Origin of the sequence: Labrenzia sp. R5_0 (assembly GCF_017743835.1) — a bacterium.
GTDB lineage: Bacteria > Pseudomonadota > Alphaproteobacteria > Rhizobiales > Stappiaceae > Roseibium > Roseibium algicola.
The window spans coordinates 197,193-212,287 of the sequence record NZ_JAGHRK010000006.1 but is presented as its reverse complement, the minus strand read 5'-3'; the positions used below and the strand labels follow the sequence as shown (position 1 = coordinate 212,287).

Sequence of the window (15,095 nt, the reverse complement as noted above, 5' to 3'; positions counted from 1 at the left end):
CTGCCTAGAGCAGATTGCCCCCGACAAAGATAATCAGAAGGCCTGCGCCGCTTGCGGCCAGCCTCTGCAAGGGCTTCCTGAAGCCTATGACGCCGTAGGAAACAAGGCCCAGCCCGAGGCCGATCTTGGCAGCGGCAAGCAACGCCGGCAGCGGGCGGGCCGCAAGCTCCAGCACCGCCGGATTGGCGACCATGGCCAGAGGAATGATGTAGAGGCCAATGCCGAGTGCCATGGCGGAAAGAGCGACCTTCAGCCAGTTTTCGCCTATCATCCCGGCGGCGATGAAGACGGCTCCGCAGACAGGCGGCGTGATGGTAGACAGCAGCGCGAACCAGAAGACGAAAAGATGCGCCTGCAAGGGTTCCAACCCCTGCTGCATCAAGGCCGGTCCGGCAACGGAAACACAGATGACATAGGCTGCAGTCGTCGGCACTTCCATGCCGAGGATCAGACAGGCAAGCGCGGTCAGGAACAAGGACGGCCACAGGTATCCACCCGACCCGGACAGAATGAGCGAAGTGATCTTGACGCCGAGCCCGGTTATCGCCAGCACGCCGATGATGATCGATGCACAGACGATGATCGCCGCGATGACCGATACCTGACGGGCCGAGTTCAAAGCCGCGCTTTCCAGCCGCAGCAGGATGTCCTTGAGTACAAAGGTGCCTTGGGCGTTGAAGAAAAGCAGCGCGAACCCGGCCAGAATGGCAATGCAGGCAGCGTATTGCGGTGTATAGCGCGCGACGAACATGCCCCACAGCAGCACGGTGAACGGCACCAGGAAGAAGGCTGAGGTAATGGCCACCTGGCGCATTTGCGGCTGATCGCCCTGGTCGATGGCAGCAAGGTCATACCGCTTGGCATAGGCATTGATGCCCACCCAGACCGCGAAGAAATAAAGAACTGCCGGCAGCAAGGCCGCTGCCATGATCTGGGTATAGGGCACCCGTGTCAGCTCCACCATGACGAAGGCCCCTGCCCCCATCAAAGGCGGCATGATCTGGCCGCCGGAGGACGCAACTGCCTCGACGGCTGCCGCCAGTTTTTTAGGGTAGCCGAGCCGCGTCATGGCCGGAAGAGTGATTGCACCGGTGGAAGCCACATTGGCAGACGCGGAGCCTGAAATGGAGCCGAACAGCGCCGAGGACAACACGGACACCTTAGCCGCCCCGCCCTTGAGCCGGCCTGCCGCGGCAGCAGCGACGTTCATGAACCCTTGTCCGGCTTCCCCGGCATTCAGAACAGCGCCGAAAATCACGAAAATGGCGACCACGCCCACCGAGACACCGGTCAGGCTTCCCCAGACCCCACCTTCAGCAATGGTCAGCGTGCCGAGAAAACTCGCAAGCGGCGTGCCGGAGTGACCGAATTCACCCGGAATATGCTGACCGAACATGCCATAGGCCAGTGCCAGCGCCGCCACCACCGGCAACGGCCAGCCGATTGCGCGACGCGCGCCCTCAAGCACAACCAGCAACAGGGTGCCCGCCATCCAGAACTGGAAGTCACCTTCCAGAAAGCCGTATTGGTCCGAAAGCACGGACTGGTTGGCCACGATCCACAGACAGACGGCCACACCTGCAGCACACAGGACCGCACCGCTCACGCGCGTGAGAAAACCGCCTTTGGCAAAGATGAAGATCCATGGCAGGGCAAGTGCAAGATGAAGCGGCCGGCTGACGAGGTTCGGCACCAGACCGGAGAAGATCAGCCCGAGATGAAATACGACAAGCGCCGTTGCGAGAAGAAGCATGGCCATTCGCTGGAAGGGCGATGTCGCGGTGTCACCACTGATCATGGGCTGGTATTTCTATCTGATTGCGCAGCTTATCGGCCGAAGGGGCGACATGCCGCTGCACGGTTTCATTCTGTCAGAGCGCTCTCCTGCGCAAGACAGGGAACTGATGCTTTTGGACAGTCCTGGAAGGGCCCGTTGGACGATTTCGGCCGGACCACTGTGTCTGCTCGAACGATGCGGGGCGCCATTTTCCGGCAGATCCTGCCATGGCGCCCCGCGTTCGGTCTTGTGATTTACTTCTGGGCGTCGGTCAATTCAATGCCGGCTTCCTGATAGTAGCGTGCGGCACCCGGGTGGATCTTGCCGGTGATATTGGCCATCAGTGCCTGATCGACACCGTTCCACCACGGGGCTTCTTCGCCCATCTTGGCTTTTTCGTCCCAGAAGGTCTTGGTCAGGGCATAGGCTGTGTCGTCGTCCATGGCGCTGGTCGTATAAGCAACGACCGGTAGCGAGGTGGTGACGATGTCCTCGGCCTGGCCGGCATAGGTCCCGGCCGGAATAACCAGTTTCGAACGCTTGGTTTCGGCAATCTGCTCATCGCTGAGCGAAAGCACCGTCACGTCCGCGGAGGCAGCCGCCTCGATAACATTCGGCGCGGGCCAGGAACCGGCGGTCACGAAACCATCGATCTGGCCATTCTTGAGCGCGGCAACCGCATTGGAAAGTTCCGCGTCAGCGATGTTCACCTTGCCTTCGAGGCCGAACATCTTGAGATATTTTTCGCCTTCCGTCGCACCGAAGGAGCCCTTGCCGAGAAGGATCGTCTTGCCTTCCATCCCGGCAAAGTCGGAAACACCGCTATCGGCCGACATGACGAAATGCATGGTCAACGACGGGATCGGGAACAGGGCACGGATTTCATCGAACTTCGGATCGCCCTTGCCTTCGAACATGGCCTTGCCGCCCTGGGCAAGGGAAACGAGCGCTGGCGGCGTCGTGAACACATAGTCACCACCGCGCGCCTTGGCTTCCATCACGTTCTGAACGGAGCCTTGGCTTTCTTCCACGGTGACAATCATGTCGCCATTGCTGCCGGCCTTGATGGCTTCCGCGATCTGGACACCCATCTGGTAATAGGAGGAACCGGTCTTGGCGGATTTATAGGTGATCCGCGTTTCCGCGTGAGCCTGGAACGAGCCAAAGGCGAGGGTCAGGCCAAAAGCAAGTTTCAAAAGTCTGTAGGTCATGAACGTCTCCCGAATTTTTCAGGGAGATTATTGTGTGATCCTCAACGTGGCAACGCGTTTTCATATGATCTGGGTACGGCTCATGTCGAAAATTCAGCCATTCCACACCCTGGGCGGGCAAGCCGGAAACATGCGTCTGGAAGGTCAAACAAAAACCGCCGGCTGAACTCAGCCGGCGGTTCCAGAATTTGCAGAAAGCGGGAAGCGATCAGCGGTTTTCGTCGTCTTCTTCGTCTTCGTCCTGAGTTTCGCTCTTCAGCGAGTTCAGTTTGGCGAACACGGCATCGGCGTCGATTTCCTCTTCTTCCTCGCGCTGGATCGGCTTGGACGGATCGAGCGAGAAAGCAGCTGCGATAGCGTCTTCGCTGGTGCTGTCTTCGACGGACATCAGGGTCTCGTTTACTTCGCCTGCCATCGGCAGCGGAGCATTCTTCGCAGCCTTTTCGACTTCCATGTCCAGCTCAAGCTGGCTGCACAAGCCCAGAGTAACCGGGTCGGACGGCGTCAGGTTGGCAGAGTTCCAGTGGGTCCGGTCGCGGATTGCGGCAATGGTCGGCTTGGTGGTGCCGACAAGGCGCATGATCTGCGCATCCTTCAGTTCCGGATGGTTGCGCACCAGCCACAGGATCGCATTCGGACGGTCCTGACGACGGGACACCGGCGTGTAACGCGGTCCCTTGCGCTTGGATTCAGGCACGACCACCTTCGAACCCTGAAGCTTCAGCTGATAGTTCGGATCTCTCTGAGCCTTTTCGACTTCTTCACGGGAGAGCTGGCCGGTCAGGATCGGATCAAGGCCCTTGATCCCCTGTGCGGCTTCGCCATCGGCAATTGCCTTCACTTCAAGCGGGTGCAGTTTGCAGAAGGAGGCGATCTGAGTGAAACTCAGCGCGGTATTGTCCACGAGCCAGACGGCGGTTGCCTTCGGCATAAGCGGCGTGTTCGCCATCAGATAAATTCCTCTCGTCTGCTCCCTCGCCCGGCAGGGCGAAAAAGCGGTGTTCCTTGATCAGTTTCCTGGAAAGTGGCCGGAATATATGTCGAAAAACACGGAAACGCAAATACTCGCGTAACAATCGCGCAGTTGCAGGTCTCCATCCGGCATCAGACATCCACCGTCAGGACGATTTTTCCAATATGGCCAGAGCCTTCCATGCGCCGATGGGCTTCCGCGGCCTCGGCCAAGGGGTAGGTGGAATCCATCACGGGCGCGACTTTGCCCGATTCGAGCAGCGGCCAGACCTTCTCTTTCAGGCTTTCGGCAATTGCCGTCTTGAACGCATCGCTGCGTGGACGCAGCGTCGACCCCGTATGGGTCAGGCGCTTGACCATCAGGCGAGAGAAATTGACGTTCTCCGCAATGCCGTTCAGCGTCGCGATCTGGCAGATACGTCCTTCGACCGCCGCCGCTTTCCAGTTCCGTTCAACATAGTCACCACCGACCATGTCCAGGATCACGTCCACCCCTTCGCCGCCCGTGATCTCCAGGATCACCTTTTCGAACTCCGCTTCACGGTAGTTGATGGCATGGTCCGCGCCGAGCTTTTTCACCGCCTCGACCTTTTCCGCAGACCCGACGGTGGTGAAGACTTCGGCGCCGAAAGCCTTAGCGAGCTGGATTGCCGTCGTGCCGATGCCCGAAGTGCCGCCATGCACCAGGAAGCGCTCTCCGCTTTTCAGGCCGCAGCGATCGAACACATTGGTCCAGACAGTGAAGAAAGTTTCCGGAACGGCTGCGGCCTCCACCATGGAAAGCCCCTTGGGAACCGGCAGGGCGTGTCCTTCCGGCACCTTGCAGTAGGTCGCATAGCCGCCGCCAGGGGCGAGCGCCGTTACCTTGTCACCGATCTTGTGCCGACCTGCTCCCTCGCCCAGAGCCACCACTTCGCCAGAGACTTCTAGCCCCGGCAGATCGGACGCGCCCTTCGGCGGCGGATAGGCCCCCTTGCGCTGCAGGACATCCGGCCGGTTGACACCGGCAGCCGCCACCTTGATCAGGATCTCGACTTGTCCCAATTCGGGAATGGACCGCTCTTCAACGCGCAGAACCTCCGGTCCTCCGGGCTCTGAAATGGCAACGGCGGTCATGCGATCCGGCAGATTCTGCATAGAGGCGTTTCCTTTTTGGTTCATTTTGGGACTGGCTAGGCCAACTGTGCCTGGCATATGGTAAATCGAGCGTCTGTCTATTTGCAGGAAAACAGCCCGGCGAGGCAACCCGCCCGGGCTCGGGTTAAACAACGGTCGGAAACGCGCCTGGACCCCGATCCGGGACCGCAGAGGAGGAAACCGATGAACCTGTTTGATGAAGATGTCCCCAAAAAATCACCACTTGGCGCGGTTACCGTAGGGGAAGAATTGTCTCGTCTTTCCGAGGCGGAGCTGCAGGAACGGATCGAAGCTCTGAAGGGTGAAATTAACCGTACCCAGAAGGAGCTTGAGCAACGCGGCACTATTCGCGATGCAGCCAACTCAATTTTCCAGAAGTGACCCTGTAAATTATTACAGAACTTGAGTTTATGTCCTTTTTTGACACGCACTTACAGTAAAGCTGATAGGTAAAAATTTACTCGTTTACCTCTTATTAATCTTTCTAAAATATAAACATAGCTATCCAGTCATCTGGATGTGAGTGGCTCCTGTCCACTCTGTTTGACGCCTCCCTGTTAAAGACTCAGAGCCGCAACCAAGCGGCTCTTTTTTTTGCCAACGCCTCATAGTATCTTGTCAATGTTCTGGTTAATGGCCGTTTACTTGTCCGTTTGGCACGCGCTTTGCTGGATACAGGCCATGAAGACCTGCATCGTTCCAAAAAGGAACACCTGAAACGGGATGTCATATCCCGGGACAGACCAAGAAGAGATGGCAGGATAACCGGAAGAGTAATTGAGGCTTAGCAATCCTATGACGGACGACATCAAAAAAGCCGGTGACACAGGAAGCGCAGTTCATATCGCGCATCACCTTGCCAGCTCCGACAGCTTCCAGAGCCTGTTTCAGGAAGGCATGTCGCTGGTCGAGGAAACCGCAATGTACCTGGACGGCAACGGCCGCGAAGAAGCCAAGCAGCTTCCGCGCCCCGCCTCCCTCGCCTACGCGACGGAGTCCATGCGTCTGACCACCCGGCTCATGCAGCTGGCCTCCTGGCTGCTGCTGCAGCGTGCGGTCAACGAGGGCGAGATGTCCCGTGAGCAGGCCGGCAGCGAGAAGAACAAGGTTCGCCTCGACAAGCTGTCCACTGCTGCGGGCGGCCCAACCTGGACTGATCTGCCGGAAACGTTGCGCGAGCTGGTTGACCGCTCTTCCCGGCTGCAGGAACGCGTCGTCCACCTCGACAAGATGCTGTACCGCAAGGACGCAGAGCAGGTCGAGGAAGCCACGAACGACAATCCGGTCGCTTCCCAGATCAACAAGCTGCACGCCGCATTCGGCAAGTTCGGCTAAGTCCGATCAACCTCTTTCGAATTCGAAAAGCCGCCGCAAGGCGGCTTTTTGTTTTGGGTGAGCCTGCGCCGGATCCCAGTAAAGCCCCGGGGTGCCTCCCGAGTAGCAAAGCGTAGATCCGAAGCCTGTACTCAACGCCGAGTGCCGAGGCGCCAGGGTTTACTGATAAAGGTCAACACACTCGAGTTTTCTGGCCAAGTCACTTGTCAGGTCTCTGCTCAGCTCTCTGGCCAGCTCTCAGGAAACGGGTAAATCCCGGATCTCGCGGTGCTCGCCCTGGGTGACATTGTACTTGCTGCGCTTCCTGCGGGCCTCAAAACACAAAAAACCCGGCCAGAGGCCGGGTTTTTCGTTTGAAACTGTCGTGGCTGAAGCTTAGGAGCCCAGGAAGCCAGCGAACTTGTTCTTGAAGCGGGACACGCGGCCGCCGCGGTCCATCAGCTGACGGTCACCACCGGTCCATGCCGGGTGGGACGTCGGGTCGATGTCGAGCGTCAGGGTGTCGCCTTCCGCACCATAAGTGGAGCGGGTGGTGTATTCGGTGCCATCGGTCATGACGACCTTGATGGTGTGGTAGTCGGGATGAATATCCGCTTTCATGGCCGGTCCTTTCAAGCGCCCTGTGACAACCTTCCGGGAAAGCCGCCAAGCAAACGCAAAACGAAATGAGGGGCCGCCGATCCGGTTGCGGACGCCGCCCTCAGAAACATGAGGCGGGGATATACCCCATGGAAGGAGCCAAGACAAGGGGCAAATTCCGGCAATTTCCAGCTATCTCAGGCAAAGGATTTCAACCCCTCGCCGACGCGGCCCGCTTTCCTCCGGCAAAGCCCTTTTAAAGCTCTTGGCGGCTTTGTCCAAAGTCATTGTCCGCACTGCGGAACATGCTAAGACGGAAAGGAACAACAAGGAGACCCCAGTGGCCGACGCCCCTGCCAACGAAACCCCATCCCCATCCGGAAAGTCCCGCAGATCGCTTCGCCCGCTTACCCGGCTGCTGCCGTATCTCTTCCGGCACAAGATCATGGTTGCAGCGGCAGTCGCAGCCCTGTTCTCGGCCGCCGTCATAACGCTTGTTCTTCCTGCGGCGGTCCGCCGGATGATCGACTTCGGCTTCGGCGCCGATGACCCCGCGCTGGTCAATTCCTATTTCGCCGTGCTGATCGGCGTGGTGTGCGCCCTGGCAACTGCCAGTTCCGTTCGCTATTTCCTGGTCATGTGGATTGGCGAACGGGTCGTCGCCGATGTGCGCTCCGATGTCTTTGCTCATATGACCAGGCTCAGCCCGGTCTTTTACGACAGCGCCAAATCCGGGGAAATCCTCTCCCGTTTGACGGCCGACACCACCCAGATCAAGGCTGCCTTCGGCTCCAGCGCATCGCTTGCCATGCGCAACCTGATCATGTTCCTGGGCGCTGCCGTGATGATGGTCGTCACCAGTCCACGGCTTTCCGTCATCGTCCTGGCAGCTATCCCGGTCATTCTCATTCCAATCCTCGGCTTCGGGCGCCAGGTGCGCAGAAGGTCCCGCTTTGCCCAGGATACCCTTGCTGAAGCATCAGCCTATGCAAGCGAGATGTTGGGCTCGGTCCGCACGCTTCAGGCCTTTACCCATGAAAGCCGCAGCGCAGGCCGCTACGCAGATGCCGTCAATGCCGCCTTCCAGGCTGCCCGTCAGGCAATCGTCGCCCGCGCTGCGCTGACCGGCTTTGCCATCATGGTGATCGGGGCCAGCATCGTCGCCGTCCTCTGGATCGGTGCGAGCGACGTCTTCTCCGGCAGGATCACCGGCGGTGAACTCAGCCAGTTCCTGCTCTATTCCATTCTGGCGGCCGGATCCCTGGCTGCCCTCTCCGAAGTCTGGGGCGAACTCTCACAGGCAGCCGGCGCGGCAGAGCGCCTGTCGGAACTTCTGGAAATCCAGCCGGAAATTGCCGCACCTGAAAACCCGGTCAGCCTGCCCGAGACGCCGCGCGGCGAGATCGTCTTCCAGGATGTGTCTTTCGCCTATCGCAACGCGGAGAAAATGCCCGTCGTCCGCGACCTCAGCCTCACCATATCACCGGGCGAAACCGTGGCCGTGGTCGGACCTTCCGGCGCAGGCAAGTCGACCCTCTTCAGCCTGCTGATGCGGTTCTACGATCCTGTCTCGGGTGACATCCGCCTCAATGGCGTTGCCCTGCCGGATCTCGACCCGGAAGACCTGCGCCGCCATATCGCACTGGTGCCGCAGGACACGGCTATCTTTGGTGCCAGCATTGCGGAGAACATCGCCTACGGACGGCCGGACGCCAGCCAGGAAGAAGTCATCGCCGCCGCGGAAGCAGCGCTTGCGGCCCCTTTCATCGAGAAGATGTCGGACGGCTACGACACCATCGTCGGCGAACGCGGCATTACCCTTTCCGGCGGCCAGCGCCAGCGCATTGCCATTGCCCGTGCCGTCCTGAAACACGCACCCGTGCTGCTGCTGGACGAAGCCACAAGTGCGCTCGATGCGGAAAGCGAAAATCTGGTCCAGCAAGCCCTCGACCGGCTGATGGAGAACCGGACCACATTGGTGATCGCGCACCGGCTGGCGACGGTTCTCAAGGCAGACAGGATCGTGGTGATGGAAAACGGCCGGATTGTCGAAACCGGGACACACGGCGAACTGACCGCTGCCGGTGGCCTTTATGCCAAGCTTGCTAGGCTGCAGTTTGGTGCCGAGCTGGACGCGGAAACCGCATAGCCCGTCAAACGTGAAAAGGGCGGCATGATTGCCGCCCTTCTTGGTTGATGAATGCCGATGTCAAATCACGCGTCGTCGGGAACCGCGACCGTATAGTTGAGCGGCATGCGGCCACCGTCGGCGAAGATCGTCTGACCGGTGACGTAGCTGGCATCGCTGGACGCCAGGAACGCGGCGACGCTGGCGATTTCGGACGGTTCGCCGACGCGCAGCATCGGCGTCCGCGACAGGATGCGGTTCTTCGCCGCCGGATCGCTGTTCACCGACGCCAGCATCTCGGTCATGATCGAGCCCGGCCCGATAGCGTTGACGCGGATACCGTACTGGGCAAGCGACAGGGCGGTCGTCTTGGTCAGCTGCGACATGCCACCCTTCGAAACGCAGTAGGGGATCTGGTTCGGGATCGCGAGCACCGAGTTGACCGACGACATGTTGACGATGCAGCCCGGCTCGCCACCGTTCTGAACCTTTTCCACCATGTGGCGGGCAACGGCCTGCGAGCACAGGAAAGCGCCCTTCAGGTTGATCGACAGGACGCGCTCGAAGTCCTCTTCTTCCAGGTCGAGGAAATCCGCGCCGACCACGATGCCGGCGTTGTTGACCAGCACATCGATGTCGCCATAGGCGTTCAGCGTTTCGGCAACCAGATTGCGAACGTCCAGACGTTCAGCGACGTTGCAATGGATGTACATTGCCTCGCCCTGCGATTTCAGATCTTCAGCCGCGGCTTCACCGGCTTCGTCATCCACATCGGCAATCACGACCTTCGCGCCATCGGCGACAAAGCGCTTGGCGACTGCAAATCCGATCCCACGGGCTGCCCCGGTAATGATGGCGACCTTATTCTCCAAAGACACGGAAACCTCACGGCTGCTTGAGTTTAATTCTGATGCGCAAATAGCGCGGGCCGCTTCGCGGCGGCCCGACATTAAGTGTCAAAAACGGCTGTGTCGATGGCTGTTATCGCCCTCCAGCAACGTCACCTGGTCAATTCAGACGGAAATCCCGTGTGTTTTGAGCGCTTCGGTAATCTCGTCCAGGATTGCCGGATCGTCGATCGTGGCCGGCATTTTCCAGCTTTCTCCGTCGGCGATCTGGCGCATGGTGCCTCGAAGGATCTTGCCGGAACGCGTTTTCGGCAACCGGTCGACGGTGATCGCGATCTTGAACGCCGCCACCGGGCCGATCTTGTCGCGCACCAGCTTGATAAGCTCCTTCTCGATCTCGTCGTGGGTCCGGTCGACACCGGCTTTCAAAACAACGAACCCGCAAGGCAGCTGGCCTTTCAGTTTGTCTGCAATGCCGATGACGGCACATTCGGCAACATCGGGATGCGTGGCCAGCACCTCTTCCATGCCGCCCGTCGACAGTCGGTGACCGGCAACGTTGATGATGTCGTCGGTCCGCGCCATGATCGACAGATACCCGTCGTCATCAATGATCCCGGCATCCGCCGTCTTGTAGTAACCGGGGAACTCGGCGAGATAGGCATCGAAGAATCGCTTGTCCGCATTCCACAAAGTCGGCAATGAACCCGGCGGCAGCGGCAGTTGCACCACGATGTTGCCAAGCGTATTGGCGCCCAGCGGATGGCCGGCATCGTCCAGCACCTGGACGTCGTAGCCGGGCATCGGCACGGTGGGAGACCCCGGCTTGACCGGCAACTGGCCGAGACCAACCGGATTGCCGACGATGCACCAGCCGGTTTCCGTCTGCCACCAGTGGTCGATCACCGGCACCTGCAATTGGTCGATGGCCCAGTTGACCGTTTCAGGGTCCGCACGCTCTCCCGCCAGAAACAGGGACCGGAACTGGGACAGATCATATTTCTGGATCAACTCGCCTTTCGGGTCTTCCTTGCGAATCGCCCTGAAGGCAGTCGGCGCCGTGAACAGCGATACGATGTTATGGTCGGAAATAACCCGCCAGAACGTTCCCGCATCCGGCGTCCCCACAGGCTTGCCCTCGAACACGATCGTGGTGCAGCCGTGCAATAGCGGCGCGTAGCAGATGTAGGAATGGCCAACCACCCAGCCGACGTCTGATGCCGCCCAGAAAACTTCCCCTGGCTGAATGTCGTAAAGGTTCTTCATCGACCATTTCAGTGCCACCATGTGGCCGCCGTTATCGCGAACGACACCCTTGGGCTGACCGGTCGTGCCGGAAGTGTAGAGAATATAGAGCGGGTCGGTTGCCTTCACCGGAACCGGCGCGATCCTGCGCCCGGCCGCGACAGCATCTGCCTGAAGAGCTCCGAGATCATGGTCCCTGCCCGCTTTCAGGTCCGCCGTCAGTTCCTCGCGCTGGAAGACGAGGCAGCTTTCCGGCTTGTGCCTGGCAATATCGATGGCCTGATCGATCAGGGGCTTGTAGGCAATGACGCGGCCCGGCTCGATGCCGCAGGACGCTGCGATGATTGCCTTCGGGGTCGCATCATCGATTCGCGTTGCCAGTTCGTTTGCGGCGAACCCGCCGAAGACGACGGAATGAATGACACCAAGACGCGCACAAGCCAGCATCGCCATCACTGCCTGGGGGATCATCGGCATGTAGATGATGGCTCGGTCGCCTTTGACGAGGCCCTGGTCGGCCAGCACGCAGGCCATGGCCTCCACTTCTTCCAGAAGCTCCGCATAGGTGTAGCTTGCCGTCCGTCCGGTAATCGGGCTGTCATAGATAAGTGCCGGCTGGCCGGGACGACCGCGCTCCACGTGCCGGTCCAGGCAGTTGTAGCAGGTGTTGCACTCCCAATCAGGATACCAGCGGCCATATTGCCCCTGATCGGGATCGAACACCTTGTCGCCCGTCGAGACCCAATCGATTTCCTCAGCGGCCTCTTTCCAGAACCCGAGCGGATCCTGTTTCCAGCCCTGGTAGATCTCGTGATACCGGCTTGCCATGACAATGTCCTCCCAAACACAAGCCCGGAGACACAGCTCCGGCTTTTGCGGCCTAGAGTGCTGTAAGGGCACCCGAAATTGCAAGCCTCCGCTTATAGGCAATTCGGCCTTCGGGACTTTACGTAAGCACTCTGGCATGATTGTCTGCCGGGCCTGTCCGTTCTACTCCTCGCGTTTCTCAGCACATGATCCCAATTACTGATCCCTGGTTCTATGCGGCCGCCATTCCGTCGGTCTTTCTGGTCGGCCTGTCCAAGGGCGGGTTCGGCGGTACCTTCGCCATGCTTGGAGTGCCGATCATGGCGCTCGTCATTTCACCGCTGCAGGCCGCCGGCATAATGTTGCCGATCCTGATCGTGATGGACATTGTCGCGCTGATTGCCTATCGCGGCCGTGCTGACTGGAAAACCCTCAGCATTCTGCTGCCCGCGGCCGTGATGGGCATTGGCATCGGCTGGGCCACGGCCGCCTATGTCAACGACTCCTTCGTCATCTTCCTGATCGGCATAATGTCCCTGGCCTTCGTCGCCGATTATCTCTTCAAGCAGCGCAAGATCACCACCGCAAGCGGTCACAATCTGCCGAAGGGCACGTTCTGGGGCATGATGGCAGGCTTCACCAGCTTCATCAGCCACACCGGCGGCCCACCCTTTCAGATGTACATGCTGCCGCTGCGCATGGCGCCCATGCTGTTCGCCGGAACGGCGGTCATCTTTTTCGCCACCGTGAACGCGATCAAGCTGGTGCCCTATTTCCTGCTGGGACAATTCGACGCCACCAACCTGTCGACTTCCGTCACGCTGTTTCCAGTTGCGCTGGTGGCAACTCTTGTCGGCGTCTGGCTGGTGCGCATCGTCAAGGCGGAAATGTTCTACGCCATCATCTATATCTTCATGGGCGTGATCGGCGCCAAGCTGACTTATGATGGAATTGTCGGCCTTCTTGCCTGACATGGCGCGCGGGGTGGATCGTCTAAGGGGATACCCCCGCCAATGACCAATTGCACGGCAAACCGTTTCCGGTTTTGATACGGCCAAAATCAACCGGTCACCGTGCCTTCCCCCCATGTGGCGGAGGGCACCAGATTGGTCTCAAGACGTTTTTGGCATCCCGTTCCCATCTGTTGGCGGGATGCTTCAGGGAGGATGGTCATGGATGCCAGCGTCAACCCCTTCGCCCGGGGTCTCGACAAGAACACCGCCAATTATGCACCGCTCAGTCCGCTGAGCTTCCTGGCAAGAGCGGCGGATGTGTTTCCGGACACGGTTGCGATCGTCCATGGCCGTCAGCGGACCGACTACCGGACCTTTTACCGGCGGGCGCGCCAGCTTGGATCCGCATTGACGCGGCTCGGAATCGGCAAGAACGATACGGTCAGCGTCATGCTGTCCAACGTGCCGCCGATGCTGGAAGCCCACTACGGGGTACCGATGGCCGGTGCGGTTCTGCATTCCATGAACACACGCCTCGATGCTGCTATCATTGCCTTCCAGCTCGACCATGCCGATTGCAAGGTGCTGATCACCGATCGTGAATATGCGCCGGTCGTCAAGGAAGCCCTGTCGATTGCGACGGTGACACCTACCGTGATCGACTTTTCCGACACCGAATTTCCGCAGGAAGGCGAACGTCTCGGCAGCCTCGACTATGAGCAATTCGTGCAATCGGGCGACCCGGACTTTGCCTGGTCGCTTCCGGATGACGAATGGGATGCGATCGCGCTCAACTACACCTCCGGCACCACGGGCAATCCGAAGGGCGTGGTCTACCACCACCGCGGCGCCTATCTGCTGGCCCAGGCGAATGTGATTACCGCCTCCATGGCCAAGCACCCGGTCTACCTCTGGACCCTGCCGATGTTCCACTGCAACGGCTGGTGCTTTCCCTGGTCCCTGTCGCTTGTCGCCGGAACCCATGTCTGTCTGCGCTGGGTCCGCCCGCAAACCATGTGGGACCTGATTGCCGATGAAGGCGTCACCCACCTGTGCGGCGCGCCGATCATCATGTCGACGCTCCTCAACGCAGCACCCGAGCACAAGCGCGATCTAGACCGCGAAGTGGAATTCTTCACAGCCGCCGCCCCGCCGCCGGAAAGCGTGCTCGCAGCCATGAAGACCGCCGGTTTCAACGTCACCCATCTCTACGGACTTACGGAAGTCTACGGCCCGGCGGTCGTCAACGACTGGAAGGTCGAATGGAACGACCTGCCGCTTGCCGAACAGGCACAGAAAAAGGCACGCCAGGGCGTACGCTATGTCGCGCTGGAAGGTCTGACGGTGCTCGACCCGGAAACGCTGGAGCCGGTGCCTGCCGATGGCGAGACCCTTGGCGAGGTCATGTTCCGCGGCAATGTCGTGATGAAGGGCTATTTGAAAAACCCGGAAGCGACCGAGAAGGCCTTCAAGGGCGGCTGGTTCCATTCCGGAGACCTCGGCGTCCTGCACCCCGACGGCTATGTCCAGCTGAAGGACCGGTCCAAGGACATCATCATCTCCGGCGGCGAGAACATCTCCTCCATCGAAGTGGAAGAAGTGCTCTACAAGCACGCCGACGTGCAGGCCGCCGCAGTGGTGGCAAAGCCGGACGAGAAATGGGGCGAAACCCCTTGTGCCTTTGTCGAGCTGAAGGACGGCTCAACGGTTAGCGAGGCCGACCTGATTGCCTTCTGCAGGCAGCAGCTTGCCAGCTTCAAGGCCCCGAAGACTATTGTCTTCTGCGAATTGCCCAAAACCTCGACAGGCAAAATCCAGAAATTCGCCCTGCGCGAGCAGGCAAAGGCGCTCTAGCAGCTGAAAACAAAAACGCCGCGCAATGCGCGGCGTTCAATCTCAGAGGAACTGCCCTCTAATGGAGCGTTTCCTTTTCCCGTATTCGCGTAATCTCATCCTTGATCTTGAGCTTTTGACGCTTCATGTCAGCCAATTGCAGGGAGTCTGTACTCGGATGTAACTGAGCGTCTTCAATCTTGCGTTCCATTTCCGCGTGACGGCGCTCAAGTTCTGCGAGATGCGACTGCATTGACATGGATAACCTCC

At 59.6% G+C, this 15,095-nt stretch carries 14 protein-coding genes; 6 read left to right on the top strand and 8 right to left on the bottom strand.

Features of this window, described 5'->3' with window-relative positions; translation table 11 throughout:
- Positions 1-4: 4 nt before the first annotated feature.
- Positions 5-1,753 carry a TRAP transporter fused permease subunit gene (locus tag J7447_RS26225; RefSeq protein WP_286189610.1) on the bottom strand — a complete coding sequence of 583 codons (1,749 nt, stop codon included), beginning with the start codon at positions 1,751-1,753 and terminating at the stop codon, positions 5-7.
- On the opposite strand from J7447_RS26225, the gene J7447_RS26220 reads away from it, so the two are divergent.
- Complete coding sequence (locus tag J7447_RS26220) at positions 1,752-2,030, top strand: hypothetical protein (protein WP_209171459.1); 279 nt, start codon at positions 1,752-1,754, stop codon at positions 2,028-2,030. The genes J7447_RS26225 and J7447_RS26220 overlap by 2 nt on opposite strands.
- Before the next feature lies 1 nt (position 2,031).
- Here J7447_RS26220 and J7447_RS26215 read toward each other — a convergent pair whose 3' ends face one another.
- The 3 genes from J7447_RS26215 to J7447_RS26205 all read right to left on the bottom strand — a co-directional run bounded on the left by J7447_RS26215 (position 2,032) and on the right by J7447_RS26205 (position 5,097).
- Complete coding sequence (locus J7447_RS26215; protein WP_077291758.1) at positions 2,032-2,988, bottom strand: TAXI family TRAP transporter solute-binding subunit; 957 nt, start codon at positions 2,986-2,988, stop codon at positions 2,032-2,034.
- Between the two features lie 208 nt (positions 2,989-3,196).
- Positions 3,197-3,937, bottom strand: coding sequence for a cell cycle transcriptional regulator TrcR (locus J7447_RS26210; RefSeq protein WP_055661191.1), 741 nt, complete (start codon positions 3,935-3,937; stop codon positions 3,197-3,199).
- A gap of 155 nt (positions 3,938-4,092) precedes the next feature.
- The gene (locus J7447_RS26205) at positions 4,093-5,097 is read right to left on the bottom strand and encodes an NAD(P)H-quinone oxidoreductase (protein ID WP_209171432.1); all 1,005 of its coding nucleotides are present in this window, start codon (positions 5,095-5,097) and stop codon (positions 4,093-4,095) included.
- Between the two features lie 183 nt (positions 5,098-5,280).
- Here J7447_RS26205 and J7447_RS26200 point away from each other — a divergent pair, with 183 nt between their 5' ends.
- Both J7447_RS26200 and J7447_RS26195 read left to right on the top strand, forming a co-directional pair.
- Entirely contained in the window at positions 5,281-5,478 is a 198-nt protein-coding gene (locus J7447_RS26200; protein WP_023003488.1) for a DUF1192 family protein, read from the top strand.
- Between the two features lie 414 nt (positions 5,479-5,892).
- Entirely contained in the window at positions 5,893-6,432 is a 540-nt protein-coding gene (locus J7447_RS26195; protein WP_023003489.1) for a DUF1465 family protein, read from the top strand.
- 375 nt (positions 6,433-6,807) lie between these two features.
- Here J7447_RS26195 and rpmE read toward each other — a convergent pair whose 3' ends face one another.
- Positions 6,808-7,032, bottom strand: a complete 225-nt coding sequence (gene rpmE, locus J7447_RS26190) for a 50S ribosomal protein L31 (protein ID WP_006932159.1) — start codon at positions 7,030-7,032, stop codon at positions 6,808-6,810.
- 319 nt (positions 7,033-7,351) lie between these two features.
- Between rpmE and J7447_RS26185 the strand changes: the two genes are divergently transcribed.
- A complete protein-coding gene (locus J7447_RS26185) occupies positions 7,352-9,160 on the top strand; it encodes an ABC transporter transmembrane domain-containing protein (protein WP_353653820.1) in 1,809 nt (602 codons plus the stop codon).
- A gap of 65 nt (positions 9,161-9,225) precedes the next feature.
- On the opposite strand, the gene J7447_RS26180 is transcribed toward J7447_RS26185, so the two are convergent.
- On the bottom strand, positions 9,226-10,017 hold the full coding sequence (locus tag J7447_RS26180; protein WP_055661189.1) for a 3-oxoacyl-ACP reductase family protein: 792 nt from the start codon (positions 10,015-10,017) through the stop codon (positions 9,226-9,228).
- A 135-nt stretch (positions 10,018-10,152) separates the two neighbouring features.
- Complete coding sequence (locus J7447_RS26175; RefSeq protein WP_023003493.1) at positions 10,153-12,060, bottom strand: propionyl-CoA synthetase; 1,908 nt, start codon at positions 12,058-12,060, stop codon at positions 10,153-10,155.
- Positions 12,061-12,245: 185 nt separating this feature from the next.
- Between J7447_RS26175 and J7447_RS26170 the strand changes: the two genes are divergently transcribed.
- Positions 12,246-13,010: a sulfite exporter TauE/SafE family protein gene (locus tag J7447_RS26170; RefSeq protein ID WP_023003494.1), complete on the top strand. Its 765-nt coding sequence runs from the start codon at positions 12,246-12,248 to the stop codon at positions 13,008-13,010.
- A 201-nt stretch (positions 13,011-13,211) separates the two neighbouring features.
- Positions 13,212-14,846, top strand: coding sequence for an acyl-CoA synthetase (locus J7447_RS26165; RefSeq protein WP_209171431.1), 1,635 nt, complete (start codon positions 13,212-13,214; stop codon positions 14,844-14,846).
- A gap of 58 nt (positions 14,847-14,904) precedes the next feature.
- Here the strand turns inward: J7447_RS26165 and J7447_RS26160 are convergent, their stop codons facing one another.
- Positions 14,905-15,084 carry a DUF465 domain-containing protein gene (locus tag J7447_RS26160; RefSeq protein ID WP_031270536.1) on the bottom strand — a complete coding sequence of 60 codons (180 nt, stop codon included), beginning with the start codon at positions 15,082-15,084 and terminating at the stop codon, positions 14,905-14,907.
- Between the last annotated feature and the right edge of the window lie 11 nt (positions 15,085-15,095).

Excerpts from the sequence above, each read along its gene's own strand:
- J7447_RS26220 (WP_209171459.1), top strand. The coding sequence starts at position 1,752 with ATGGCCATTCGCTGGAAGGGCGATGTCGCGGTGTCACCACTGATCATG.
- J7447_RS26225 (WP_286189610.1), bottom strand. The coding sequence starts at position 1,753 with ATGCTTCTTCTCGCAACGGCGCTTGTCGTATTTCATCTCGGGCTGATC.
- J7447_RS26215 (WP_077291758.1), bottom strand. The coding sequence starts at position 2,988 with ATGACCTACAGACTTTTGAAACTTGCTTTTGGCCTGACCCTCGCCTTT.
- J7447_RS26210 (WP_055661191.1), bottom strand. The coding sequence starts at position 3,937 with ATGGCGAACACGCCGCTTATGCCGAAGGCAACCGCCGTCTGGCTCGTG.
- J7447_RS26205 (WP_209171432.1), bottom strand. The coding sequence starts at position 5,097 with ATGCAGAATCTGCCGGATCGCATGACCGCCGTTGCCATTTCAGAGCCC.
- J7447_RS26200 (WP_023003488.1), top strand. The coding sequence starts at position 5,281 with ATGAACCTGTTTGATGAAGATGTCCCCAAAAAATCACCACTTGGCGCG.
- J7447_RS26195 (WP_023003489.1), top strand. The coding sequence starts at position 5,893 with ATGACGGACGACATCAAAAAAGCCGGTGACACAGGAAGCGCAGTTCAT.
- rpmE (WP_006932159.1), bottom strand. The coding sequence starts at position 7,032 with ATGAAAGCGGATATTCATCCCGACTACCACACCATCAAGGTCGTCATG.
- J7447_RS26175 (WP_023003493.1), bottom strand. The coding sequence starts at position 12,060 with ATGGCAAGCCGGTATCACGAGATCTACCAGGGCTGGAAACAGGATCCG.
- J7447_RS26170 (WP_023003494.1), top strand. The coding sequence starts at position 12,246 with ATGATCCCAATTACTGATCCCTGGTTCTATGCGGCCGCCATTCCGTCG.
- J7447_RS26165 (WP_209171431.1), top strand. The coding sequence starts at position 13,212 with ATGGATGCCAGCGTCAACCCCTTCGCCCGGGGTCTCGACAAGAACACC.
- J7447_RS26160 (WP_031270536.1), bottom strand. The coding sequence starts at position 15,084 with ATGTCAATGCAGTCGCATCTCGCAGAACTTGAGCGCCGTCACGCGGAA.